This is a genomic window from Thermomicrobium sp. CFH 73360 (genome assembly GCF_023806465.1).
Taxonomy (GTDB): Bacteria; Chloroflexota; Chloroflexia; order Thermomicrobiales; family Thermomicrobiaceae; genus Thermomicrobium.
Genome location: NZ_JAMSLS010000005.1, coordinates 89,840 through 114,325 on the forward strand (window position 1 = coordinate 89,840; position 24,486 = coordinate 114,325).

Consider the following 24,486-nt stretch of genomic DNA (forward strand, 5'->3'; position numbering starts at 1 on the left):
AGACACCCGCCATCGTCATTCCACAGCGGAATACCACTGCATGACGCGAAAGGACGAAGACACCGGATGCCGCAAGAGCGACGTTTGACTACGAATGCTGACGACCAGCGGCGAGCGGTCATCCTCCACGGACGACCGCTCGTCCTCGATGTCGATGGGACCCTGATTCTCGCCGACTCCGAACAGTGGAATGACCCGCGCCCCCTGCCCGGTGCGAGGGAGTTCCTCGCAAGACTGCGCAAGAAGGGCCGACCGTTCCTGCTTCTGACGAACGGAACCGCACGGCCACCTGATGACTACATCGGGCGCCTGCGTGCAGCCGGCCTCGATGTCAGACCCGGCGAGCTGCTCACCCCCGCTGTCGTCGCCGCGGAACTCCTCACCCGCAACCACCCTGGAGAACCGGTCTTTGTCCTCGGCGACAAGGGAGCACGTCAGCCCTTACTTTCTCGTGGTATTCGGGTACTCGACCGCCGGGAGGCGACGACCGCGCGTGTCGTCTTCGTCGGGTGGGCACCGGCGTTAACGTACGAGGACTTGACGGCAGCTGCACGAGCCATTTGGGGAGGGGCCGAATTCTGGACGGCGGTCACCGCACGGGCACTCGCAGCGCAAGGGGGACGCGCGCCGGCGATGGGCGGAGCTCTCATGGCGGCCGTTGCTCACGTCACCTCGACGCTACCCCGCCTCATCGGGAAACCGGCACAAGAGGCGCTTCAGGTCGCGGCCCGTCTACTGGGATTCCCGCTCCGGGACCTGGTGATGGTTGGAGACGACCTCGAGATCGACGTCTCGATGGCGCGCCAGGCCGGGTGTACCGCGGTGCTCGTACGGACTGGGACGGACCGGGACGCGCCGGAGGACGTCGCTGACCTGAGCGTGACAGACCTGTCAGAACTCCTTCCCTTCATCTAAGGGAGACGAGTGGTCTCCCGAATAGCACTGTGAGGTAGGCGGAAAGAGTGAGATGAGAGGGGATAGTCAGGATGGCCCAAGAGCGAAAGCGCCGGACGCTCCAGGAACTCCTCGACAGCGTCCCGAATATCGTCGACTACCTGTATGCCAATCGGAAGGGTTCGGTCACTCGCGATGCCGTCCAACGACAACCGCCACCGCACGTCTTACCCGAGTACACGAACTGGCGCGACGAGCAGCGCGCGTGGCGGGAGACAGTTGCGCTCTATGATCAGTCATTTCATATGACGACGAGCATCCTGCGTGGCCCGGATGCGTTGCGGCTTGTCTCATACCTGGCCGTCAATAGCTTCCGCACCTTTGGCCCGGGTCGGGCTCGCCATTTTCTCGCTGTGAGTCCACAGGGCTATTACATCGGAGACGGCATCCTCTATTGCCTCACGCCGGACGAGCTGTTCCTCGTCGGTCGTGCAGCAGGCCATAACTGGGTCCAGTTCCACGCTGAGACCGGCGGCTGGGACGTTGCCTACGAACGTGACGAGATCTTCACACAAAATCCGACCGGCCGTCGGACAGTCTACCGTTTCCAGGTCGAAGGGCCTCATGCGTTCGCGCTTCTCGAACATCTCACCGGCGCACCGGTACCGGAGACACGCTTTTTCCACATCGTCACCCTGCGCATCGCCGGCCATGAGGTCTGGGCGCTGCGCCACACCATGGCGGGCGGCCCCGGCTTCGAACTGTTCGGTCCGTGGGATGAGGGACCAGCAGTGAAGCAGGCGATCATCGAGGCCGGCCATCGTTTCGGTCTCCGGCAGGTCGGTTCGCTCGCCTACTTCACGACGGCGTTCGAACTTGGCTGGATCCCTCGCCCACTTCCCGCAATCTACACCGGGGACGAGCTCCGTCCCTTCCGTGAGTGGTTACCAGCGACTGCCAACGAAGCCACCTGGGCACTTGGCGGTAGCTTCGCCTCACCACGCGTGGAGGACTACTACCTGACACCTTGGGAACTGGGGTACGGGCATCTGATCAAGTTCGATCACGATTTCATCGGACGTGCCGCCTTGGAGCGGATGGCGAACCAGCGCCACCGCGTGAAAGTCTCCCTGGTCTGGGATCCCGACGATGTTGCTCACGTAATCCGCTCCTACATGGATACAGACCAACGACCAGCGAAGTACATCGAGTTTCCGCTCTCAACCTATGCCACTTGGCAATATGACGCCGTTCTCGACGACCAGAAGCGCAGTATCGGCATCTCCACTTACGTCGGCTTCAGCTGGAACGAACGGGCAATGGTTTCTCTCGCTGTCCTTGACCCCGAATACACCGCACCGGGGACGCGTGTCACTGTGCTGTGGGGTGAGCCGGACGGGGGAGCTCGGAGTCGTCCCTGGCTTGAGCCGCACCGCCAGGTGGAGATCCGCGCGACCGTCGCGCCGGTCCCACTCAGCGAGTATGCCCGGGCTCACCTGGCAGCGGCTCGACGCGGGCGCTAAGGATGTGGATCCGCTTGTAAGAGGATGGATTCCTCGTGCGGTCTGGCAACTCGGCTGCTCACTCAAGTCTCAGCAGCGGGGGATCCAGTCATGGAACTTGCGTGCCGCACCCACTCTACGAGCTCCTCGACCCGTTCGCAGTGGGTACCATACCAGTAGACTTGCCCACAGCCGGAGCATTGCCAGAAGGCCTCCGCGCGCGCCCAGCTCCGCGGCGACACTTTCCCACCCACCGCCTCGCGCTCCACCTGCTCCAAGATCCCGTTGCACCGCGGACACCGTGTGAATGGCTGCAGGTACCGAGCCAGATCAAACCGACGCACCACCTCAAGCAGCTGCTCGCGTGGGAGGACAGCACGAATCCAATATCCATGCGTCACCGCTCGTCGCTTGAGGAGCTCGCGGTCCCGCGTCAAGAGGATCCGCCGTTCACTCGCCGCATATGCTGCGAGCGTCGCATCGTCCAACCGGCGATCATAGCGCGTATCAAATCCCAGCAGCCGCAGGTATCGCGCCAAACGGCCGAGGTGCACGTCGCAGAGGAATCGCGGCTCCCGGAGCGGACGGGGCCGCAACCGCTGCACTGGGCTGATATCGATTGACTCGAAGACGGGATAGATACTCACACGGTCACCGCTGGCCAACTGCTGCGTCCAGGCAGCCGGCTCACCGTTCACCAGCACCAGATCGACCTCGGTACGCGGGATGCCGAGCGCCTCAACGAGCTCCCGCACCGTACAGGACAGCGGCAGCGGTCGCTCGAAGGGAACCTGCCGCAGCGGGGGCGGTAGGTGGTCGTTAAGTTCCGCATAGACCCGCACCGTGACGGTACCGCTCGACCAGCGCATCGAACCCTCGCTGTCCCGCCTCAGCAAGAGGGATCACGGTGTCAGACCAGTCGATGACTGAAGAAGCTGCAACGCTCTCAACTCCACCGACCAGGCACCTCGCTCCCCATCACACCGCCCTCGATCTGATGCCGTCGGCGAGCCTCCAGGCATCATCGTTCCACGCTGGCACGCATGAGAGCATCACCCGGTACGGGACGCTTCAGCTGGCGACCTGTCGAAGAGTCGAGCATGCTGCTCACGCACCACCGTGCAGCGTCCAATAGGCCTCGAGGTACCCCAACGCTGCGTCCACCGACGTCGCCCCAAGTGCTTCGGGTTTTACCACGTCGATCTGCACTGCCCGAACCAGTTCTCGCTCGAAGGAGAGCCAACGGGTCTGACGAGCCTGCAGATCCTGCTCATCTCCTGTCACTATCTCGTAGAGGCGCTCCTCTGCCAGCTCCCGGGCGGCCACGCTCGGATAGAACTGCTCCCAGTAGACCGTCGGGCCAAACGTCGCGACGTAGGTTTCCACACGCGGATCGCGCATCTGCTCGGCGAGCGCCCGGTCGCGCGCAACGCGTTCCGCGATGGTCGCTTCATCCGGCCAGACACCGCGCTCAATCGCCGCCGACTCCAGGGCACGGTCACGGATTAACCTTGCCAGCGCCACGGTACGCGGTCCGCTCCGCTCGATCAGCTCACGGGTGCGGCGGAGTACTGCCACCTGGGTCGTGTCCGTTGTCTCCTTCTCGGCTTCTCGCATCCAGCTCACATTCGCGTTCACCCACTGCTCCATCTCGGCCAGTTCGGCAGCCGTGATCGCTCGACCGTTCACCAGCACCACTGCCTCAGTGTTCTCGTTGCGTCGCTCGTCCGCAGCCCGGCGGACGAAATCAAGTCCGGGCACCGTGCCCGGCAACGCCGCAACGACGGACACCAGGCCAACGACGAGCACTCCAGCGAGCGTAAGGAGAAGGGCGAACTGCCACCGCATCAGAAGCCTCCGTATCTGAGGTTACCAAAGATTCCATGTGCGGCCAAGAGACACACCACCGTGACACCCTGCCGCATCGCAGAAAAGGAACCCCCAAGTACCGCGGTCCTGCGCTCAACGGAGCGGATCAAATGCCCCAAGATACTGGGATGAAGTCGTGCAGCCACCAGAGGCAGCTCCGCCCGGAGCCATCGCTCCACAACCGATCAGGCTCCAGGCGTACGCCGGTACTGTGCGCCGCACCTGTCCATCGTGGAGAAAGTACAGGACAGTACCAAGCGAGCGGATATCGCCGGTCGGATTCCGCACCCAAACCATGCTCTCGTGTAGCGTCAGGATATTCGCCTCGCGCATGGGGTTCCACGCTGTTCTCCCGGAATAGTTACCGAATAGTACCAAATGCCACCACCAGGCTTGATACCGCTCGCCGACCACTCAGAGAAGAGGTGCCCAGAGGCACCGCGTGACACTGCGGTGGAAAGTGCAAATACTAAGAGAAGACTCAGGAGGATCACAACCCCTCGAGTAACCCGTGACCTCACTCACCCCCTGATCCTGGTCCCGCGTGTCCATCTTGACCAAGAGCTTAGCAGAGAGAGAGATGTCAAGAGCCCCGCGAGAGGCGATGGACAGCGCCCACCGGTGAAAAGTCACGAACCGGCCGGCGATCGCGTTTGGCGCTGCCAAGCAGTCCCGGGGTCGGACACGAGCGCAATCTCGTCCCCGACACCCAGAGCCTTGATGGCTACTCTCAACAGTCAGCGCATTCAGACTCTGCACCTGACTACCGGTATTCCGGAAACCCTGTCAAAGCAACCTACCGATCGTTATGGTACCTGCTGCAGCCTGCTCTGGTTCCAGAGTTCTTCCACACGTTCAGGTTTCAACGCTCCCGGCTGCAGCGTTTCCACACTGGCCGAGCCTGCTGCAACCGCCAACCGTAACGCCTCCTCCAGCGGCCATCCTCGTCGAAGCCCGACTGCGAATCCGGCCACAAAGGCGTCCCCAGCTCCAATTGGGTTCCTTACCTCTGCCTGAGGAGCTGACACGAACCAGAGACCATCTGCCGACGCCACTGCGGCCCCGGCTACTCCTGCTTTCACAACCGTCGCATGCCGAGTTCTTCCAGCCAGTGCTTGCGCAGCCGCCAGCGCCCGCGCCTTGAGCTCCTCCCGTCTCGCTGTCACCAGTTCCTCACCAGCTCTCCCAAGCACCGTTTCTGCCTCAAAGACATTTGGCGTGACGATGTCCGGCTCGGCGTCGAGCGCGGCTGCGAGTGCTTCCCCTGTTGCGTCGACGATGATCGGCAGATGGTGTTCATGGGCCAAGCGCACACACGTCGCATACACCGCGGGTGGTAGGCCCGGTGGCAATGAGCCACTGACGACAACGAGGGAACTCCCAGACAACTCAGCAACGAGCAGTTGCAAGAGTGGATAAACCAGGTCCATCGCGAGATCTGGCCCTGGTTCATTGAACACTGTGACTCGCCCTGAGTCTTCAATCACAATGGTGTTGACGCGCGTTTCCTGCTCGATCCACAGCGGTCGAAGCTCTAACCCCTCCCGCTGCGCGAGTTCCGCAACCAGCCGACCGATCCAGCCACCGAGGATCCCAACAACGACTGCGCGTTCCCCAAGCGCTGTCGCCGCCCGCGCCAGGTTCAGCCCCTTCCCACCCGCCGAACGTTCCACTGTACGAAATCGCATGACGGCACCCGGTTCAAGTTCGCCAAGGAGTCCAATGCGATCGAGTCCAAAATTCGGCGCAAACACCACGATCTTTGCCATCACCCTCGCCCCCAGCCATCACGCAAGAACGACAAAACATACCAACGCCCCGCGCCCAATGTTCTTGCGGTAAAGTTCCTTGACGTTCGTGCTCGCTTCTCTCAACACACTGGACTGTCTCCGGAAACAATCCGAGTCCGACTAGAGAATCATTGCAGCCACCTACAGTAACGCAGAACTGGAGTACGGTCGAGCCTCCTTCTGCACTCAGCATGGCGGGAGACGAGCGACAGTCCAATCATTCCGCTACGGCAAACCTGTGCCGCTCCCTCTTCAGGCCACGGACCGAAAGCTGGTGACTGAGCGAGCGCCATCATGGCATCGATGCCCAAGCCCCTGAACGTCACTCTGCCGCCAGGGAAGGAAGCCCAGAGCTCTGCAGTTCTGCCATGGGCACCCTGAACACGCTCTTCGAAGCGCGCTCACCCCAGTGCGATCCGCTATACTAACGCAGCTGTCCGCAGTGTCGAGGGGAGGGAAGCGGTGCAGGCAACGACACTGCTCGCGCGACCAGTCCGAAGACTCGATGGGGAAGCCAAGGTACGGGGGATCGCTCGCTACACCGATGACCTCCACCTCCCTGGCCTTCTGCACGCTCGTCTGGTGACAAGTCCTTACGCCCACGCTCGCATCATCCGCATCGACACGAGCGCAGCCCGTGCGATCCCTGGCGTCGTTGCCGTGTTCACGGGCCATGACTTGCTCCCGGTCGGCCCCGAGCCAGCCGAGCGGGCGCGTCACCTCCTCGCACGCGACAAGGCTCTCTACGCAGGCCAGCCCGTGGCGGTTGTCATTGCCGATTCGCCCTACGCCGCTGCTGACGCCGCCAGCCTTGTTACGGTCGAGTACGAGGTGCTACCTGCTGTGACCGATCCACTCCGGGCCATGCGACCAGACGCACCGGCGATCCGCCCGAAGGAACTGGAGGGTGAGTGGGCTGAAGCCGGGATGCATGCAACGGTCGCGGGAGGCCAAGAACTCGACGTCCGTCGCCTGCCTGCCAATGTCACTAATGCCGTCCGTTTCCAGCGCGGCGCCGTCGAACAGGGATTCGCTCAGTCCGATGTAATCATCGAGCGCACCTATCGGACACCGTTTGTCCACCAGGCCTACATCGAGCCGCATGCCTCGGTCGCCATCCCCCGACCAGACGGCGGTGTGGCGATCCACACCACGACCCAAGGCATGTTCTATTGCCGGAACGTCACCGCGACGACACTCGGGCTGCCGCATGAGTTGGTCACGATTGTTCCCATGGAGGTTGGCGGCGGCTTCGGTGGCAAGACGGTGCTTCTCGAGCCACTCGTCGCCGCCGTTGCCCTGCGTTTGGGGCGGCCCGTCAAACTCACGCTGACACGGACTGAGGAGTTCTTGCTGGCCACGCCGGCACCGGCGGCGATCTTCGAATTGCGCGGTGGTTTGCGACGCGACGGGACACTCACCGCGCTCCAGGCACGCGTTGTCTTCGACTCTGGTGCCTATCCTGGTGCACCGGTCAACATCGCGCTTCTTCTCCTCGGTGGGACCTATCGCTGGGAGCACCTCGATCTCGTCGGATATGAAGTGTTGACCAACAAACCGGGCACCGGCGCCTACCGCGCCCCCGGTGTGCCCCAGGCGACCTTCGCGGTGGAGCAATTGGTCGATGAGCTCGCCCAGGCCATCGGGATGGACCCACTGGAGCTCCGACTCCGCAACGCCGCCCGGGCCGGCGACCCACAACCGAACGGCGTCCCGTGGCCACCGATCGGGCTCTTCCAGGTGCTTGAGCGCGTCCGCGACCACCCACTCTGGGAAAACCGGCAGCGTGTTCCCAACGAGGGGTGGGGTATCGCCGTCGGTGGCTGGCCAGGCGGCATCGAGCCCTGTGCAGCGAACGTCCGTCTCAACCACGACGGGACATTTACTGTCACACTCGGTGCCATCGATATCACCGGTACGCATACCGTCCTCGCGATGATCGCCGCAGAAGTCTTGGGCCAGCCACTTGAGCGCGTGCGCATCGCACTGCTGCCGAGCGACGCTGCCCCGTATGCGGGGATGAGCGGCGGCAGCAAGATCACCTACACCGTTGGGCTAGCTGTCAAGGCAGCCGCCGAGGAGGCGCGACGCCAGCTCCTGGAGATTGCTGCGAACGAGCTTGAGGTTGCACCGGAAGACCTGGAAGTCGTTGAGGGCGCCATTCGTGTGCGAGGCGTTCCCAATCGCCAGATGACACTCCAGCAGATCGCGGCCCTCAGTATGGCTTTCGGCGGTCGTTACGCACCGGTGTACGGAACAGGCCGGGTCGCAGTCACGCAGCAGTCGCCAGGATTCAACGCCCAGATCGCGCACGTGCGAGTCGACCCCGAGACAGGGCAGGTCGAGCTCCTCGATCTCGTCGCCATTCAGGATGTTGGGCGTGCGCTCCATCCGGCACTCGTCGAAGGACAAGTCCACGGTGGCGCAGCACAGGGAGTTGGTTGGGCATTGCACGAGGCGATGCGCTGGGACGAGAGCGGCCAACCGCTGAACCCGACGTTCCTCGACTACGATCTGCCAAAGGCAAGCCAGCTCCCCTCCTTGCAAGTCGAACTGGTCGAAGTGCCCTCACCGATTGGCCCCTTCGGGGCAAAGGGTGTCGGCGAACCTCCAGTTACCCCAACGGCCGCTGCGATCGCCAACGCCATCGCCGACGCCACCGGCTTGCGCTTCACTGAACTCCCGATCCTTCCAGAGCAGGTATGCGCGGCACTTACTGGTCTTAAGCGACAGTGACGTACCACTGCCCGTGGGGAGGCCCGAAGGGAGCGGCCGCAAAGAGCCGGCGGCTTGTTGCATCGCGCTCAGACAACTGGCGCTCAAGGTATCTGATTTCTTCGGGGCTACGGAGCAAGTCGTACGATTACGCTTGACATCGCGAGCCCGGACGCAGTCCCTTCGAACACAGCAACCAACCCGGGAGACCAGCCATGCGCCACAGCCGCGGTACCTAGCGGAGCGGCACCGTCTGCCATCGTCCCTGTTCCAGTACGAGGAGTTCCTCGTAGCCAACCGAACGGAGGAGCTGCGACGCCTCCTCAAACCCCGCTGCCACCTCCGCGGGCTGATGCGCATCTGCCCCAATTGTTACTGGAATCCCGAGTTCCCAGCATCGGCGCAGGATCCACTCACCAGGATATGGGGCGCCAATCGGCCGTCGCAGCCCAGCGGTATTGACCTCAATTGGGATTTCGGCCCTTTTGATCGCAAAGAGCGCGCGCTCCACAGCCTCCTGGTACCAGGACTCCGCCTCACGGAAATACCACTCCCCGACGTTCCACTGCTTTACTTTGTCCAGATGCCCCACTACCACCGGTATCCGGAGTCCCTGGGCCCACGCAGCAAGCTGCTCCATCAACCGGTAATAGTCCTCGACCAGCCGCCGCACCTCACCCCCATAGACGACATCCACTTGTTGCGCAAACGACTCTGCCGACTCATCAACCGCCCACGGTTGCCCTTCCGGGTCACGGCCAACAAAGTGGAGGCTCACCACCGCATAGTCCAGCTGGGCTGAAAGGACATGCGCTCGCTGGAACGCGGCTCCACCTGGTACCAGTTCAGCATCCAAGTAATCGAGTTCCACACCGACCCACACTGGGTAACTGCCGCGCCAGCGCTCCTGTACCAGACGCGCCTTAGCGACGTACTCCCGGAATCGTTCAAGAGTCATGGTCCAGCTACACGCGAAGGGAACCGGTGCGTGTGAGGAGACACCGACCGCCGCCAGCCCTGCCGCTTGGGCCGCCGCCACGAAGTCCTCGACCGTTCCCAATCCATCGCAGTACCCCGGGTGATTATGGTAACTTCCTCGCATCGCTCCTCCATTTCCCGAACTCATACTCGCCGAACGGATACCGTAGCCTCTGCGCGCGGCATGACCTCACACGCATGCGGCGGATTCCTAGCCCACACCCCAATCCACCAACATTCTCCAACACAACTGTAACCCCTATCTCTCATCGTCCACGCTCGATCCTCTGGCGCGGCCTCGATTGACTCCGGCTACACACGATGGCATGCACCGCCACACGGGACAAGTCTCTGAACGTTCATACCCCGAACAGTTCCTTCGCAACGCGTGTCAGAACACGCCTGGTTACCGGAAATTCCTCTTACAGCATCGCTTCTCATCCTCAACCCGCCGACAAGTCCAAACGGATAACCCACCACGCAAGAACCCTCGGGTAGGCGAGGGAGCTCCATGTCACCGCTTCACACGATACGACCACACGGATATCTTGCGCTGAGTCACGCCGCCAGTCACAATCGCACAGACAGGGGGACAATCCATGGGGGGCAGCAGTGCACCGTCACCATGATGAATCGTCTGTTCGCCACACCGAAGCGTATTACCATCTCGTCCTCGAGCGTATGACTCCCCGGGCGACCCCGCCTTTCGAGTCTGCCGAGATGCAGGAACGCGTCTGGGGACGCCGCTGGGGTGTTGAGAACGACGTCGGGCATCTTCGACTCTGCGTTCTACACCGACCCGGCGATGAGATGCACGCGATCGACCCGACCGGTCGCTACGACCCGACGATCGGTGCATACATCGATGAGGACGAGCAGTGGTATTGGCGTGACACGATGCCCCCCGACCTCATCCGTATGCAGGCCGAGCACGACGCCTTGGCCGCTGCACTGCGTGCCGAAGGCGTTGACATCGTCTATGTCGACTGTCCACCGCGTGATCCGCATGCCGTTTTCACGCGTGATATGGCAGTTGCTGTGAAAGGCGGCGCCGTCGTCTGTCGACTCGGCCTGGTCGGTCGCCACCCTGACTCCGGCCGGCGTGGGGAGGAGCGATACATCACGCGGCTCCTTGTCGAGCTCGGTATGCCGATCCTCCACACGATCCACGGTCACGGACTTTTGGAAGGCGGCTCGGTCTGTTGGTTGAACAGCTCCACCGTGGCGGTCGGCATGTCCTATCGGCAGAACGAGTCAGGCGTCCGCCAGCTGGAAGCGGTGCTGACCGAGCAAGGGGTCCGTGTGATCCGCGTCCCATTGCCCGGCTACGCTCTTCATCTCGACGGTGCCTGCGTCATGGTCGACTATGATAAGGCGCTCATCAACGTGACGCGGCTTCCCTACTGGTTCCTCGACACACTCCGTGAACTCGGCATCTCTCCAATCCACGTCTGGCCCACTGAGCCGCACGCCGTCAACTGTCTTGCCGTGCGGCCCGGGCGCGTCATCATCCCGGCTGGCTGCCCACGCACACGCGAGCGGTTAACCGCTGCCGGTATCGAGACGATTGAAGTCCCCTACGACGAGATCTTAAAGAACGGTGGTGGCATTCACTGCTCGACGCCCCCCCTCATCCGCGACCCATGAGGTGCCCTCACCAGGCAGCGAGAATCGAGCGTATCCACGGTAGATAGGAGCCACGCGCCTGGTTCCGTGGATTCAGTCGACGGAGACGGTCGCTTCACGCGTCCGTGCGCCAGGCTGGTACAGGCAAAGTGGATCACTCTAAAGGGTCCCCTGCCCCCGCCCATACACGGGCTCGCGAGCCTCACACATGAAGCGGAACGCACAGCGTCCACACTTGCCGCGGAACTGATCCGGGTCACGCAATGCAATGATGAGGGGATGACTCCGGGAGAGATGAACCACTTTTGTACGCACATCACCGACCGGCAACCGGAGAAAGCCCGCCGGATACACTTCGCCGGTATTCAAGATGAACAGAATCCCATTGCCGCCTCACTCCGCACCAAAATCGGCGACGACGATACGCCCAGCCGCGCTCGTCGCTGCACCGCCACCCGCCGGTACCATGGCGCCTCGGTTGTCTTCATGGCGAACGGAACCTGCTCAGTGACCTCAGCGAGCCAGGTGAGCACAGCCTCCGCTTCATCCGGCGTGAGCGGCGACAGTAGACGCCCGCGGCCTCCGCGCAGAAGGCAGAAGAGCCTCCAACGCTCGACTCCGAGCTCCCAAACACACTCGAGCATGGCGGGCAGATCATCCCCCGGGAACGGCACAGACGAGCGCGTTCACCTAAAGGGGAGGCCGAGTTCACGCGCTGTGCGCGCGGCTGTGAGTGCCTAGACGAAACTGTCCTCCACACCACGCAGCGAATCATGTCGCTCTGCTGTCGATCCATCCGGGCTCCAACGTCGTGCTCCCTGCCTCGCGGAGACAACGAAGCAGAGGAGGTGTCAGTGCAGATGTCCCGCTCGACGTGATCGAGACTGCAAAGCCACGTTCGCGAGCTCCAGCAATCAGCTTGAAGCGATCCGGACGAGCCAGCGGATTGCCGCCTGACAGCACCAAAGGCGGCAACAAGTAACCAAAACCACGCAGCGCATCGGGACGCTACAAAACTTCGTTGGTTGAGAGCAGGAGCGGATGGCGCCAGGGAACGGCTTCCGCTCGGCAATGACGACACGCCAACGAGCACGCCCGCGTCAGCTCACAAGACATCAGAAGTGGGCATGCAGCACACTGTAGCGTCGCGCTCTTCGCAACGACGTTTTAGAACAGGACAGCATCCACAACCATCGCTGCGAAGAGTAGCCCAAGATACTGCATCGAGTAGAGGAAGACGCGCTTCGCAAGCGAATCACTCCGTTCGCGGTAGAGTCGCGCAACAAGCCAGAGGAAACGTGCTCCCAGTACCATTGCAGCGATGAGATAGGGAAGCCCGAGGACACCAAGCGGATAGAAGAGCAGGCTGGTGAGTACCATGGCAATGGTGTAGAAGAGAATCTGCCGCCGCGTCTCTTCTTCGCCACGAACTGCTGGTAACATCGGCACCCCTGCAGCGGCATAGTCACCGCGCTTGTAGAGCGCCAGCGCCCAGAAGTGCGGCGGTGTCCAGGCAAACACCAGCAGAAACATCAAGATGGCCGGCAGCGCCACCTGCCCCGTCACCGCTGCCCAACCGACCAGCGGCGGTACGGCTCCGGCTGCTCCACCAATCACAATGTTCTGTGGTGTGCTCCGCTTGAGCCAGATGGAGTAGACAAAGACATAGAACAGGTTCCCTGCCAGTGAAAGGAGCGCCGCTACTGGATTCACGAAAGCAGTGAGGACATAGACAGCCAGGACGCTCACGGTCACACCAAAGATCAGCGCAAACTCCGGTGCCAGCCGACCACTTGGCAATGGTCGTCGCCGCGTCCGCGTCATGATCGCATCGATATCTCGATCGACATAGTGATTGATTGCCCCAGCTCCACCCGAGGCAAGCGCTCCGCCGATGAGCGCCCAGAACAGCGTGCCAAGGGCTGGTACCCCCTGTGCTGCGACGAGCATGGCGCAGAGCGTGGTGAGCAAGAGTAAGACCATCACACCTGGCTTGGTGAGGACGAGGTAGTCACGCAGGACTTCACGAAGGGGGCGACCCGACCGTACGCCACGTGCCGTTCCCGTCGCGGCAGGTACCACTTCCGCCAGTGGTGTCGCTCGATCGACCAGCGCTGTCAACACGAAGAACACCCAGATGACCGTCGCCACCGCCAGGTGTGCGACGCTCACCGCCGGATGCAGCCGGAACCAGATGTTTGCTGCCCCTACCAAGACTTGCGCCACCATCAGTGCGGCAGCAGCCAGCGAGAGACCGACCACCCACGGCGCATCACTGCGCAGACGGCGCACTTGCCAAGCCAGTACCAGGACCAGCAAGACAGCAACCAGTGCGATCAGACGATGTGTCAGATGCACATCCACATTGGTCCAACCGGTCGGAAACCAAAAACCACCACAGAAAGGCCATTCCGGGCACGCATAGCCGGCACCACGCTTGGCAGTATAGGCTCCGCTAAGCATCAGCACGAAGACCGCACCGATCGAGGCGAAGATCCACGATCGGACTGGCGAACGCACCGCGCGGCGAGCGAGCTCCGGCCACCACGTTCGGAAGGCCAAAATGACCGCGACCCCAAGGTAGCTCAACGCCACGCCGAGATGCAGTGCGACGATCGCCGCTTCCAGATGCGTCCACACCGTCACCGCCCCCAGCAGCGCCTGGATGATCACCAGCCCCACCGCGACGAGCGGCAACCGCCGTAGCCATGGGTCCGCCGTTCGGAGGCGCCAGCCGGCTAGCGCGACCGCTCCGGTGAGCAGGATGACTCCGAGTGCAATCAGCCGATGCACATATTCAATCCACGCGAGGAGATCCCATCCAGGGATCACTTGCCCATTGCACAGCGGCCACTCTGGTCCACAACCGAGCCCGGCCCCGGTAACTCGCACCGTCCCACCCACGACGATCAAGAGATACCCCGCGATCGCCACCGCCAGCGTGAGCCAACGCATTCGCTGGCTCCCCACTTCGACTGCGCTGTGCATCGCTGCCCCCGAGAATGCGTTGTCACCCGACATACGACACTCGCCGTTAGTCTACTACAACGAGCGTAACCGAGAAATCCGCCGAGTGGTGTCAGGGATCACCCGATCTTCCACGGCACGCGGCTCAACTCAAACCACGAGAAACCATACAAGAAGATAAACAGGATCAAGAACACGACCGAGATGACTAACGTGCCAGGCACCTCGAAGGTTCGGTGTGCAGCCGCAGCCGCCGGTTCTCCGCTACCACCGGCAATGGCTGGATAGGGGCTGAACGCTTCGGGGACGATGCGCCCGACGGCTGGCCGGGGAGTGCGGTGACCCACAAAGACCGTCGCCACCGCAACCGCGACGAACATCGCCCCGCCGATGACTGCAATAATCCCCCCGATACCCATCATCGCGAGGAACACTGCAATCTCCGGCCGCAGTTCTTGCAAGTTCACACCGAGCACCGGCGCGGTTGAGAAGGTGATGTCCCAGTGCCGCCGCGGAACGCCCCAATGCCCAGCCAATCCCATCCCAAGACCAAGGATGAGCATGCCGAAGCCATAGACGTATGGCTGCCACTGCGCCAGCCGCCGGAACAGCAGCTGACGCTGGAAGATGAGTGGAACAAGGTAGTACGCAATCCCCATGAACGCCGACGTCGTCCCCGCGACGACCGTCATGTGGAAATGCGCTGGAACAAGCAATGTATTATGCGAAATCATGTTCACTTGCGGCCCACCAATGATCACCCCGCTGATCCCGCCTAAGAGCCCAAAGAGAATCATGCTCACGACGAGCGCAGCGAACCCCGGCTCACCCCACGGCGCTCGGCGTAGCCACTCGAAAAGACCACGGCGATACCCTCGTTCGCGCAGGGCCAGCTCCATCGAGGCTGGGATACTGAAAGCATGAATAAGACTGCCCATGACTGCCGCGTACATGAAGTAGCTCGCATTGACGTTCTTGACCCAGGTTCCCAGACCTGGATCGACCAACAGGTGGTGCATCGCCCCCATGTTGATGAAGAGGACGTAAAGCACAATAGCGATCCGGCTCAACCCTTCGTTCACTGGCCGCGCACCGGTCGTTAGGCTCGCCAGCCCGTACCACACGCCAACCATAGCGGCAAGATTCACCTGTTGCGCGCCATGGCCCAGCCCCCAGTACAGCAATCGGTAGATTCCTGGATCGACCTCCGGAATGACTCCCAGTGTCCAGAGGAACACCGGGAACAAGGCGAGTGCACCGGAGAGCAACGACCAGAGTGCGATGATCGCCGCCCCCATCAACGCGAACGTAAAGAGCGGCAAGCTCCCAACATCGCCGCGCAAGCGTGCTGCAACAATGTTGACAAAGAAGTGTACGACCGCCAGGATAGCTCCCACCGCGAAAACAAGCACTGCCGCGTAATACCACGGCGTCTCAGCCCGGAGTGGCGGGTAAGAGGTGAACATCACCGTCGCCTGGCCACTCAGCATCAGCACAGTAGCGATGACCGAGCCCCCAAGCATCATCACGTAGGCAACCCAGCTCAGCCACGGAATAACCATTCGTGTACTGAGGAGAACGGTACTCGCAAAGATCAACCCCGCGACCTCGAAGAAGAGGATCCAGAAGATCAGCATCACCACGCCATGGGTTGAGAGGAATTCATAGAACAGCTTCGCGGCGAGGAGATGCACAGCCTGCCATCGCGTCAAGGTGATGAGCAAGGCCAATACACCCCCAATCGTGAGATAGACCACCGCCGTCACCGCGTTCAGCATGATCAGTCGCTCGGCCGAGCGATCAACCGACAGACCCGTTATCTCGCACCGTCGCATCATTGCTGCTGTCGCCATCGTCCCACCTCACTCTGTCACGATGATCCGGCCGATCATGAGATGGTGGCCCAGACCGCAGTACTCATTGCAGATTAGTGGAAACTCTCCCGTCTCTTCGGGCGTCAGTTCCAGCACCGCGACATACCCCGGCAAAACCTGCACGTTGATGCTGTGAGGCGGCATCACCAGCGAGAAGCCATGTTGCACATCGCGCGAACTGATCAAGAACCGGTAGGTCTCGCCGCGCTTCAGTTGGACCACTGGTTGCCACGCAAAAGCGCGCGCATCCAGATACACATCACCACCCGGCGGCGGTGCGACCACTGGCACCCCGTCACGCTGTCCAATCTGGTATTGCTGGATGAACGCCTCCGCCTGTGAGGCAAAGGTCACCGGATCGACCCGATACGAGTGAAGGCGGTTTTGTTCTTCCCCGATAAGCGGCCAGACGAACGCGATCATCAGGAACATCGCAATGCCCCAGATGACCGTCAACCACACCCAGAGCCGCTCGTCACGGCCTAACCCCTCCCACCAGACACCGCGCGGTTTGGCAAGCGCGCTGACTCGGCTCGCCATTTTCACACCTCCCGCCGAGCGCCCATCACCGACCAAAGAGCGGGATGAACCCCAGATCGATCAAGCCCCAGATCAGGTAGAAGAGCGTCGGCACAACCAGCCCTGCCATCAAGATCAGAAAAATGTCATCCAACAGCACCTGTGGCCACGGAACACGCTCCGACCGCTCCTCGCGCCCTTCCATCGGCGCCTCCTTTCGTGTCTCACGCCTCTACGCATACTGTAGGAATACAACTCGATCCGTCAAGGGGGAGCACCGTTCGGGACGTTACAAAAACGTGACAATCACTTTATGAAACATCCATGTTCTATAACCAGAGGAAACAGAGAAATACCCATCGGAGCTATTCTTTCCCACTACCACTTCACCATACGTTTCTTTCCGCGACCTCATATGGCTACTCTCGCTCCTGTAATTCGCGATTTGCCTTAGACACGGTCCCCAAAGGCAAAAATATCCCCGAGCAACGAGCACTGACTCCTGAGCCTACTAGGAGTCGTGAACCTTATCCCAAACCAGAAGCATCCACACTGCTCGGAACGAATTGCAGGGGGAGAAGATACGCACGGCTACTCAAGACGACGGACTGAGGTAGACCGAGTCGCACACCGCCGCCTTTCACCAGCAACAGGTAGGCCCATGCATTGATGCCCGCGTGACACGGGTCTGGCTCAACCCGGTCATCAATGGACTCAAATCCAGCTGTCGCGCCTTATGGAATACGCTCGCCTTGGTCGATTCAACCGCTTAACTGCGCCCGGGTGTGAAGAGTTCGCAAGTCGAAGGAGAAATGTGGCTCCCCTGGTGAATCGACACGATCAATACTCGCTCACAATCAAGAGACCAGTCATCTCTCTGAACGCCGGGCCACAGAGTTCCGTGCAGAGGAGCCGGTATTCCCCCGTTCGTTCGGGACGAATGGTGATGATCGCGACTGTTCCCGGAACCACCCGAACGGCCAGCCGCCGTTCGCCCAAATCGACGAGGAGTCCGTGTGTCACATCACTGGCCGAGATATACAGTCGATACTCGGCTCCACGTCGGAGCTTCAGTATCGGGTACCAGCCATCAGATCGCCCGATAAGATACGCCTCCCCACCCGGTGGAGCGACAATCGGGAGTCCGTTGTGCTCACCAACCCGATACGCCGCAACGAACGTCGCGACCCGCTGCTCGAAGCGTTGCGGATCCTCTTGTTGCCAGCGGATGCCATCTGCGCTCCGTGCCATAACTGGTGCAATAACTCCGAAGCCTATGAAGGCAAGCGGGACCACGAACAGAGCTATGGTCGCGACCGAAAGGGATACCCGCCTGAGGTTCGGACTTCCCGCGACAGAGCGCAGCGCGCTGGGTCGCGCTGCGCGAAGAAGGAGCGCGAGAAGGACTGCTGCATAGAGCCCTCCACCACCCACCCACATAATTGCGCCGCCAAGCCGCTGGTCAGCCAGTGGGTCGATCCCCCACAGAGCGGCCGCCTCGGCGTACACACCGTAGAGGGGGCGTGGCGCGAGGGTCACGGTCGCGCAGACCAGATCCGTCGCCATCCACGTCGCGAACACAAGAAGCACAGCCGTCTGCGGAGAAAACCGGCGATGCCGTGGGAGCGGATCCAGCAGCACCGACCAGAACAGAAATGCGCCTCCCAGAAAGCTCACGTGCTCGACCTCATGAAGGAAGGGGACGCGCACTGCTGCATCATAGAGCGGAGGGTAGTGCCAGAGTGCAAAGGGCCCCGTCGCTGCGAGGAAGGCGGTCACAGGATGCGTGAGCACACGCAACAGTGCCACAAGACGCCGTTGCTGGACAAGCCAACGCAGTGTCCCGGCCGGCAAGCCCCGCAGGAACGTGCGGGCCGGTTGCCCCAGGGCGAGTAGCGGTGCCGCGACCAACATCAGGAGCGTATGCTGCACCATGTGCACGCTGAACCGCACCGTATTCCCGTGGTCGGGGGGACCCATCAGAGCAACCGCGACCACTTCCAGACCGCCCAGGAAGGCGATTGCACGCCAGCGTGAGGGGACGAGGCGCCCTGCACGCCGGGCTCCCCGACGAGCAGCCCCATACGCAACTGCCAGACTCAGGAGAAGGACAGTCAACGGCGGATCGAGGTGCCAGGCTTGAACAAGGTCGGTCGACGTGACAGTGACGTGTAAGAGCGGAAGGAGCGGCGCCAGCATTTTTCGCTCCTCAGAGAAGGCGCCGCCCGCGGGAACCACACGCTAGCTCTTCGGGACAGGTTGTCCCATTCGCTCTTCGAGCGCTCGAATCGCTTCGCGGTCCCGCGTGATCAGCGTCTCCAGATAGGCCCGCAGGGTCATCCGCCCGCGGGGCGTCTCGAACTCCTCCTGCCACACCTGATCAGGAAGATCGCGCACCATGGCGAGGGTCGCCTCGCGCGCCGTCCCAAACTGGCTCAGTAGCACCGTCGGAGTCAGTCCCAAAGCTGTTTGATGGACAGTCAGGAGCGGTTCCCCCTCGTCATCGAGGATCGTCCGCTCACCGCCTCGCAGCATCTCCTTGATCGCCTGCGAAGCATTCAACTCACGGTTGCGAAGTTGGTAGAGGATCCCGAGCGGACTTGATGGGTCGTCGATCGAACCCGACCCCGCGTTCATTGCCGCGAGCATCGGCCGGAAACGCTGGTTGAGCTCCCGGTACGTGGCAATCAACGCTTCAATCACGTCTCGATCGGCCATCGACGTCCCTCCACCACCGCCCGGATTCCGACGATCGCTGTCTACAATAGCGGAAAGTGGAGACAACGCGCAAGTTGTCCACATCACGTCAGAGGTCGCGATAGCACCTCGAACTTGCGCTATTCCCGGAGATCTCGTCCAACACCCGAGCGCTTGACCGGGGACTCACGTGATGCACCGGCATCCCGATCAGTGCTTCTGTCCAGCTTCTCGAAGGCTCCACCCGGGACGACGTTCGTACCCACTGTTCTCGATTTCAGTAGCACGTCACTCCTGTTCTCCTATCCTGCACGAGTACGTTGCTCTTGGGGCAGCATCATGCTACGATCCGTTCAGTCAGCAAGCGGTTCACCGCTAAACAAAAACGCGAGGAGGTACTTGATGAAATCCCGAGCGGCAGTTCTGTACGGCCCGACTCGCTCTTTCAGTATCGAGGAGATTGAGGTCGATGAACCGAAGGAGGGGGAAGTCCTGGTCAAACTGGTGGCGACCGGGCTCTGTCACTCCGACTGGCACTTCGCCACGGGAGCTGCACCAGTGCGCTTCCCAATGGTCGTGGGCCATGAAGGCGCAGGGATCATCGAGAAGGTCGGGCCCGGTGTCACCGACCTCAAGCCTGGCGACCATGTCGTCCTCTGCTACATCCCAGCATGTGGCAAGTGCCGCTGGTGCTTGAGCGGGCTCGCTGCCCTCTGCGATCGCGGTATCCTCCTCACACAAGGTGCCCAACTCGACGGTACCTTCCGCTTGCACAAGGACGGGCAGGATATCGCCCAGTTTGCGCTCGTTTCGGCGTTTAGCGAGTACACGGTCTGCCCGGTCGACTCGGTCATTAAGATCGATCCGGATCTCCCGTTGGATCGGGCATGTCTGGTCGGCTGCGCTGTTCCCACCGGCTGGGGTGCCGCCGTCAACCGCGCCCGGGTCCGTCCCGGGGAGACGGTGGCGATCTTCGGCACCGGCGGTGTCGGGATGAACGCGGTGCAGGGTGCCGCCATGGCCGGAGCGGAGAAGGTGATTGCGATCGATTTGGTCGATTGGAAGTTGGAGAAGGCCAAGGAGTTTGGGGCCACCCACACCATCAACCCCACGCGGGAGGATCCGATCCAGCGGATTATGGACATCACCCACGGCGTCGGCGCCGACGCCACCATCTTGACTCCAAGCTTAGTGACGCCCGCGCTTTTGGCGACTGCCACGCGTGCGACACGCAAGGCCGGTCGGACAGTCATCGTGGGGGCCATCGGCCGTGATCCGAATGAACCGGAGACTCCTCCACTCGACCTTATGTTCATGCTCATGGCAAAGGAAGTCTTCGGGACAATCTTTGGCCATAATGTGCCACGCATCGACATTCCTCGCCTTCTCGCGTTGTACCGTGACGGCAAGCTCAAGCTCGACGAGCTCGTGACGCGACGCTATCGGCTTGACGAGATCAACCAGGCCTATCATGACGTCGAACAAGGACGCGTCATCCGCGGCGTGTTGATCTTCGACTGAGAGAGAATTTCTCGGGAACGGTCTCCTCCCTGGGCAGCGGGAGATTGCTGCCCAGGGAAATGCTGTGTTACGGGTCGCATCGGACAGGACAGTCACCCCCATGCTAAGATCGCTTCGAGGAACCGGCACTCTTCCGAGTGCCACCCGCATCAGGCACTGTTCGACAGGTAGGCAGACGATGGCTCCGACGACGCCAAATCGGTCGACACCGTTACGTTGTCCACTCTGCCGCCGGGAGCTCCAAGACGTGATCATCCGCCAGATCGGTCGGGTCACGGCCCAGCTCCCGTGGCAGCTCCACGCCGGACGCTGTCCCGAGCATGGTTGGTTCCAGACGGAAGTGATCAGTCGTCCGCCCCGCGAGATCTTCCCAGTCAGCCGCCCGGGCGGGATCGCCCGCCGCATCGTGCTTGACGACAAGGAGATCTATGCGTTCCCGACCATTTGGAACCGACTCGACACGCGGCAGGAGGTCGACCCCTTCGATGCCCGATTTTGGGAAATTGACTGGGAGCGATTAGGCGTCCGCCCCCCAACCATGACACCGACTGCCGATGTCGTCGAGACGGTCGGGCGGAGCAAGCGCCATGCCTGAACTCCCAGAGGTCGAGGCAGCCCGGCGCGGCATCGCTGAGCAGCTCGTTGGTCGGACCTGTACTGGCTACGAGCTCTATCGCCCACGACTGATTGTCGCACCATCGGGGCTGACACTCGACGCGATCGTCGGCCACCCACTGGAAAGCGTCGGTCGCTGGGGAAAATATCTCTGGCTCGTCTTCCCCTCCTGTGCACTCCTTGTGCACTTGAAGCTCACCGGTCAGCTCGTTGCGCGCGGAAGTAGTATCCCCGGCTTTGCCGCCGGGCATCCCGTTCCCCCTTATGACGCACCACTTCCACACAAGTCGACCGCTCTCCGCATTGACTTTGCGCCGGATGCACACCTGTTTCTCACTGACGTGCGCCACTTCGCCCGTGTCCAGCTTCTTCCACCGACTGAACTCCCAGCAACGTTGCAGGCACTACGCCTCGGCCCCGACGCCCTCAGTCCAGACTTCACGCTTGACACCTTCCGCACCGCGCTCGCCCGCCGGCGTGGGATACGTCTGAAAGCAGCACTGCTCGATCAGCGGATCGTCGCCGGGCTAGGCAACATTTACGCCGACGAGAGCCTGTGGGTTTCCCAGCTGCACCCCGAGCGGCCAGTCATGACGCTGACCGACGAGGAAATTACGCGGCTCTACTGGGCGATCCATGAGGTGCTGAAGATCGCAGTTCCACTCGGAGGAGCAAAGATCCTGAACGGGCGAGCGGTTCCCCCGGTCGGCGAGTTTCCCTACGTCCATGGTCGGGCCGGGCAGCCCTGCATCCGCTGTGGCACCGTCATCCTCAAACGCACTGTTGCCGGTCGCGGAACCTACTTTTGTCCGCGGTGTCAGTCAGCGAAGAAGCCAACGATGGAACCAAGCCCTGAACTCTCGGCACGAGCAGCGTCTTGACATTCCTTTAAGCACTCTCGTGCCGAGCAGCTCCCACAGGCTGCGCGTGCCCATTCGCCTCGTAGACCTCGCGCTTGAGCACGCAGATGAACGGGAGATTACGGTAGAGTTCTCGATAGTCCAGACCGTAGCCAACAACGAACTCATTCGGTATGGTGAATCCCACGTATTTCACGGGGACTGGAACGAGTCGCCGCTCCGCCTTGTCCAGCAGCACACAGATCTCAATGCTCGCCGGATTCCGTTCGCGCAGCGTGCGGAGAATGAAGTCGAGCGTCAGCCCCGTGTTAACAATGTCCTCGACCAAGAGGACATGCTTGCCGCTGATATCGAGATCGAGATCCTTCCGAATGGCAACCCCTTCCCGAAGATCGCGTGAGAGCTGCAGGTAATCGATCGCGAGCGGCCGCGTGATCGCACGTGCAAGGTCGGCAAGGAAGAATGTAATCCCCTTGAGCACGCCAACGAGCACGAGCGATTCCCCTGCATAGTCCTCGGAGATTTGGCGGCCGAGCTCGGCGACTCGACGCTGGATCTCAGCCGGGCTCAGGAGTACCCGCTCGATCTGATCTGGCCGGAGTGAAGTGATGTCGACGGAACCGTACCCAAAGCGCGACAAGATCTCATGATAGTCCTTACGATAGAGAAGGACAATATTCACATGTGGATAGAGCTCTTTGAGACGTCGCACCTTACGGTGCTTGCGCGTCACGAGGCTCTGCTTCATCGTGGTGAGTTCGACGTAGAGATCTTGCTCGGGGAGGTAGAAGTCCGGGGTGAACTGCTCGGCAATCCGCCCATCCTGCCAGCGAAGGGGAAACGAACGCGGCTCGTATTCCCAAGCGATACGGTAGAAATCGAGGAACGCTGCAAACTCTGCTTCAGCCGGATGCGCAAAGCGTACCCGTTGTGCCCGCTCTTCCGGGGCCACCAGCAGATGCTGCACCTCTGCTGTCATCAGCCCTCCTCATTGCCGACTTTCCCACTTGCACTTCTCCTACTCCTCCCCGCTATCAGTATAGCACAACGCAGGCGGCAAAGAGCATTCAAAGGTCAGTGCCATTTTGGCACCATTCTCGTACGGACGCCACGAACCTACTTCTCATCCTCTGTGGGCTGGGATCACACCGTCAGTACCGTCATGACTACACCGGAAGCTGTTCAAGACCACACCAGTGCCCGACGGGCACGTACCCCGTGTGCATCGCCGCTCGGTCTGGCTCGCCCACAGCGCCTCAGACGGAAACCTACTCCTCAGCCGGCAACCCATAGCGGTGCCGTGCCTTGCTCGTCACCGTGATCCGGTCTCCGGATTCACCAGGCTTCCGCGCGATGAACCCTCGACGCGCCTGCTCGGCAACCCATACGTCGTCAAATCCGTACCGCTCTGCCAATGCGACGAACGCCTCAACCGAGAGTGACCCCGCTTCCACCGCCTTTCGATACAACTCGCGCCGGCGCACCTCATCCTCGGAGTCCGGTCGCAGGAGCAGGCGCCCAACCGGATGACCACCCGATCGTAACGAGGCGATCACCTCCGGCAGGTCGCTCACTTGAACGTTCCGGTAAATCCAGCCGTGTGGATACACGACGATGTTCGGCCCCAGATCACAGAGATCGATCGAATCGCAGGTATTCACCATGATCTCGGCATCCAGCCCCGCTCGCTTGAGTTCAAGTCGGAGCCGTGCTGCAACCTGTTGCGCCCCCTTCTGTGTGCAGTGGTTGGCTGTGCAGACCAGCACGTGCGCTCGGCACCAGTACATGTGCGTGTCCTCTCAAGCTACGACATTCCAAAGATTCATGCTCCTGAGCGACACAAAGTGCCCTCTGCGCCTCTGGAAAGTGTAAATCTGCTGCGCCCGGTGGATCTCCTTCTTCAGCCCCCTGTCTTCCCCCTCTACTGAAGGCCTCGCCCCACTTGATCCAGCGCCACTTTGCCACTCTACTCCGCGCTCCGCACCCGCTGATGACGCGGCGACTCACACCAGGCCGGCTCCTGTCAGCGGCGCAGAGACACCGTACCTGCCGACTCCAA

At 61.6% G+C, this 24,486-nt stretch carries 21 protein-coding genes; 7 read left to right on the plus strand and 14 right to left on the minus strand.

The window, feature by feature from the left end; translation table 11 throughout:
• The first annotated feature begins 66 nt into the window (after window positions 1-66).
• Entirely contained in the window at window positions 67-915 is an 849-nt protein-coding gene (locus tag NET03_RS10070) for an HAD-IIA family hydrolase (RefSeq protein ID WP_252128787.1), read from the plus strand.
• Between the two features lie 71 nt (window positions 916-986).
• Window positions 987-2,417 (plus strand): aminomethyl transferase family protein, encoded by a 1,431-nt coding sequence (locus NET03_RS10075; protein ID WP_252128788.1) that lies wholly within the window; start codon window positions 987-989, stop codon window positions 2,415-2,417.
• 62 nt (window positions 2,418-2,479) lie between these two features.
• On the opposite strand, the gene NET03_RS10080 is transcribed toward NET03_RS10075, so the two are convergent.
• The 4 genes from NET03_RS10080 to NET03_RS10095 form a co-directional block, all read right to left on the minus strand.
• Window positions 2,480-3,265: a Mut7-C RNAse domain-containing protein gene (locus NET03_RS10080; RefSeq protein ID WP_252128789.1), complete on the minus strand. Its 786-nt coding sequence runs from the start codon at window positions 3,263-3,265 to the stop codon at window positions 2,480-2,482.
• Window positions 3,266-3,503: 238 nt separating this feature from the next.
• A complete protein-coding gene (locus NET03_RS10085) occupies window positions 3,504-4,244 on the minus strand; it encodes a hypothetical protein (protein ID WP_252128790.1) in 741 nt (246 codons plus the stop codon).
• 114 nt (window positions 4,245-4,358) lie between these two features.
• Window positions 4,359-4,598, minus strand: coding sequence for a hypothetical protein (locus tag NET03_RS10090; protein WP_252128791.1), 240 nt, complete (start codon window positions 4,596-4,598; stop codon window positions 4,359-4,361).
• Window positions 4,599-5,071: 473 nt separating this feature from the next.
• Complete coding sequence (locus NET03_RS10095; protein ID WP_252128792.1) at window positions 5,072-6,034, minus strand: 1-phosphofructokinase family hexose kinase; 963 nt, start codon at window positions 6,032-6,034, stop codon at window positions 5,072-5,074.
• 483 nt (window positions 6,035-6,517) lie between these two features.
• Between NET03_RS10095 and NET03_RS10100 the strand changes: the two genes are divergently transcribed.
• A complete protein-coding gene (locus NET03_RS10100) occupies window positions 6,518-8,791 on the plus strand; it encodes a xanthine dehydrogenase family protein molybdopterin-binding subunit (protein WP_252128793.1) in 2,274 nt (757 codons plus the stop codon).
• A gap of 214 nt (window positions 8,792-9,005) precedes the next feature.
• Here the strand turns inward: NET03_RS10100 and NET03_RS10105 are convergent, their stop codons facing one another.
• Window positions 9,006-9,872: a histidinol-phosphatase gene (locus NET03_RS10105; protein WP_252128794.1), complete on the minus strand. Its 867-nt coding sequence runs from the start codon at window positions 9,870-9,872 to the stop codon at window positions 9,006-9,008.
• A 488-nt stretch (window positions 9,873-10,360) separates the two neighbouring features.
• On the opposite strand from NET03_RS10105, the gene NET03_RS10110 reads away from it, so the two are divergent.
• Entirely contained in the window at window positions 10,361-11,395 is a 1,035-nt protein-coding gene (locus NET03_RS10110; RefSeq protein ID WP_252128795.1) for a dimethylarginine dimethylaminohydrolase family protein, read from the plus strand.
• A 344-nt stretch (window positions 11,396-11,739) separates the two neighbouring features.
• Here the strand turns inward: NET03_RS10110 and NET03_RS10115 are convergent, their stop codons facing one another.
• The 7 genes from NET03_RS10115 to NET03_RS10145 all read right to left on the minus strand — a co-directional run bounded on the left by NET03_RS10115 (window position 11,740) and on the right by NET03_RS10145 (window position 19,452).
• The gene (locus NET03_RS10115) at window positions 11,740-12,018 is read right to left on the minus strand and encodes a hypothetical protein (RefSeq protein ID WP_252128796.1); all 279 of its coding nucleotides are present in this window, start codon (window positions 12,016-12,018) and stop codon (window positions 11,740-11,742) included.
• A gap of 523 nt (window positions 12,019-12,541) precedes the next feature.
• Window positions 12,542-14,329: a heme o synthase gene (locus NET03_RS10120; RefSeq protein WP_252128797.1), complete on the minus strand. Its 1,788-nt coding sequence runs from the start codon at window positions 14,327-14,329 to the stop codon at window positions 12,542-12,544.
• 131 nt (window positions 14,330-14,460) lie between these two features.
• On the minus strand, window positions 14,461-16,194 hold the full coding sequence (locus NET03_RS10125) for a cbb3-type cytochrome c oxidase subunit I (RefSeq protein WP_252128798.1): 1,734 nt from the start codon (window positions 16,192-16,194) through the stop codon (window positions 14,461-14,463).
• 9 nt (window positions 16,195-16,203) lie between these two features.
• Window positions 16,204-16,755, minus strand: coding sequence for a cupredoxin domain-containing protein (locus NET03_RS10130; protein WP_252128799.1), 552 nt, complete (start codon window positions 16,753-16,755; stop codon window positions 16,204-16,206).
• 25 nt (window positions 16,756-16,780) lie between these two features.
• Complete coding sequence (locus tag NET03_RS10135; RefSeq protein WP_252128800.1) at window positions 16,781-16,939, minus strand: hypothetical protein; 159 nt, start codon at window positions 16,937-16,939, stop codon at window positions 16,781-16,783.
• 635 nt (window positions 16,940-17,574) lie between these two features.
• Entirely contained in the window at window positions 17,575-18,933 is a 1,359-nt protein-coding gene (locus tag NET03_RS10140) for a cytochrome c oxidase assembly protein (RefSeq protein ID WP_252128801.1), read from the minus strand.
• Window positions 18,934-18,975: 42 nt separating this feature from the next.
• A complete protein-coding gene (locus NET03_RS10145) occupies window positions 18,976-19,452 on the minus strand; it encodes a hypothetical protein (protein ID WP_252128802.1) in 477 nt (158 codons plus the stop codon).
• A gap of 381 nt (window positions 19,453-19,833) precedes the next feature.
• Here NET03_RS10145 and NET03_RS10150 point away from each other — a divergent pair, with 381 nt between their 5' ends.
• The 3 genes from NET03_RS10150 to NET03_RS10160 all read left to right on the plus strand — a co-directional run bounded on the left by NET03_RS10150 (window position 19,834) and on the right by NET03_RS10160 (window position 22,448).
• Complete coding sequence (locus NET03_RS10150) at window positions 19,834-20,952, plus strand: NDMA-dependent alcohol dehydrogenase (RefSeq protein ID WP_252128803.1); 1,119 nt, start codon at window positions 19,834-19,836, stop codon at window positions 20,950-20,952.
• A gap of 178 nt (window positions 20,953-21,130) precedes the next feature.
• Entirely contained in the window at window positions 21,131-21,547 is a 417-nt protein-coding gene (locus tag NET03_RS10155; RefSeq protein WP_252128804.1) for a hypothetical protein, read from the plus strand.
• The gene (locus NET03_RS10160) at window positions 21,540-22,448 is read left to right on the plus strand and encodes an Fpg/Nei family DNA glycosylase (protein ID WP_252128805.1); all 909 of its coding nucleotides are present in this window, start codon (window positions 21,540-21,542) and stop codon (window positions 22,446-22,448) included. Before NET03_RS10155 ends, NET03_RS10160 begins: the two co-directional genes overlap by 8 nt.
• 7 nt (window positions 22,449-22,455) lie before the next feature.
• Here NET03_RS10160 and hpt read toward each other — a convergent pair whose 3' ends face one another.
• Window positions 22,456-23,406: a hypoxanthine phosphoribosyltransferase gene (hpt, locus tag NET03_RS13850; protein ID WP_353655812.1), complete on the minus strand. Its 951-nt coding sequence runs from the start codon at window positions 23,404-23,406 to the stop codon at window positions 22,456-22,458.
• A 289-nt stretch (window positions 23,407-23,695) separates the two neighbouring features.
• The gene (locus NET03_RS10170; RefSeq protein WP_252128806.1) at window positions 23,696-24,214 is read right to left on the minus strand and encodes a (2Fe-2S) ferredoxin domain-containing protein; all 519 of its coding nucleotides are present in this window, start codon (window positions 24,212-24,214) and stop codon (window positions 23,696-23,698) included.
• Between the last annotated feature and the right edge of the window lie 272 nt (window positions 24,215-24,486).

Bases quoted from the DNA above. Each gene is read 5' to 3' on its own strand.
- NET03_RS10150 (WP_252128803.1), top strand. From the start codon at position 19,834: ATGAAATCCCGAGCGGCAGTTCTGTACGGCCCGACTCGCTCTTTCAGT.
- NET03_RS10135 (WP_252128800.1), bottom strand. From the start codon at position 16,939: ATGGAAGGGCGCGAGGAGCGGTCGGAGCGTGTTCCGTGGCCACAGGTG.
- NET03_RS10070 (WP_252128787.1), top strand. From the start codon at position 67: ATGCCGCAAGAGCGACGTTTGACTACGAATGCTGACGACCAGCGGCGA.
- NET03_RS10125 (WP_252128798.1), bottom strand. From the start codon at position 16,194: ATGGCGACAGCAGCAATGATGCGACGGTGCGAGATAACGGGTCTGTCG.
- NET03_RS10080 (WP_252128789.1), bottom strand. From the start codon at position 3,265: ATGCGCTGGTCGAGCGGTACCGTCACGGTGCGGGTCTATGCGGAACTT.
- NET03_RS10075 (WP_252128788.1), top strand. From the start codon at position 987: ATGGCCCAAGAGCGAAAGCGCCGGACGCTCCAGGAACTCCTCGACAGC.
- NET03_RS10095 (WP_252128792.1), bottom strand. From the start codon at position 6,034: ATGGCAAAGATCGTGGTGTTTGCGCCGAATTTTGGACTCGATCGCATT.
- NET03_RS10120 (WP_252128797.1), bottom strand. From the start codon at position 14,329: ATGCGTTGGCTCACGCTGGCGGTGGCGATCGCGGGGTATCTCTTGATC.
- NET03_RS10105 (WP_252128794.1), bottom strand. From the start codon at position 9,872: ATGCGAGGAAGTTACCATAATCACCCGGGGTACTGCGATGGATTGGGA.
- NET03_RS10090 (WP_252128791.1), bottom strand. From the start codon at position 4,598: ATGCGCGAGGCGAATATCCTGACGCTACACGAGAGCATGGTTTGGGTG.
- NET03_RS10160 (WP_252128805.1), top strand. From the start codon at position 21,540: ATGCCTGAACTCCCAGAGGTCGAGGCAGCCCGGCGCGGCATCGCTGAG.
- NET03_RS10155 (WP_252128804.1), top strand. From the start codon at position 21,131: ATGGCTCCGACGACGCCAAATCGGTCGACACCGTTACGTTGTCCACTC.
- NET03_RS10115 (WP_252128796.1), bottom strand. From the start codon at position 12,018: ATGCTCGAGTGTGTTTGGGAGCTCGGAGTCGAGCGTTGGAGGCTCTTC.
- NET03_RS10085 (WP_252128790.1), bottom strand. From the start codon at position 4,244: ATGCGGTGGCAGTTCGCCCTTCTCCTTACGCTCGCTGGAGTGCTCGTC.
- NET03_RS10145 (WP_252128802.1), bottom strand. From the start codon at position 19,452: ATGGCCGATCGAGACGTGATTGAAGCGTTGATTGCCACGTACCGGGAG.
- NET03_RS10130 (WP_252128799.1), bottom strand. From the start codon at position 16,755: ATGGCGAGCCGAGTCAGCGCGCTTGCCAAACCGCGCGGTGTCTGGTGG.
- NET03_RS10170 (WP_252128806.1), bottom strand. From the start codon at position 24,214: ATGTACTGGTGCCGAGCGCACGTGCTGGTCTGCACAGCCAACCACTGC.
- NET03_RS10140 (WP_252128801.1), bottom strand. From the start codon at position 18,933: ATGCTGGCGCCGCTCCTTCCGCTCTTACACGTCACTGTCACGTCGACC.
- hpt (WP_353655812.1), bottom strand. From the start codon at position 23,406: ATGACAGCAGAGGTGCAGCATCTGCTGGTGGCCCCGGAAGAGCGGGCA.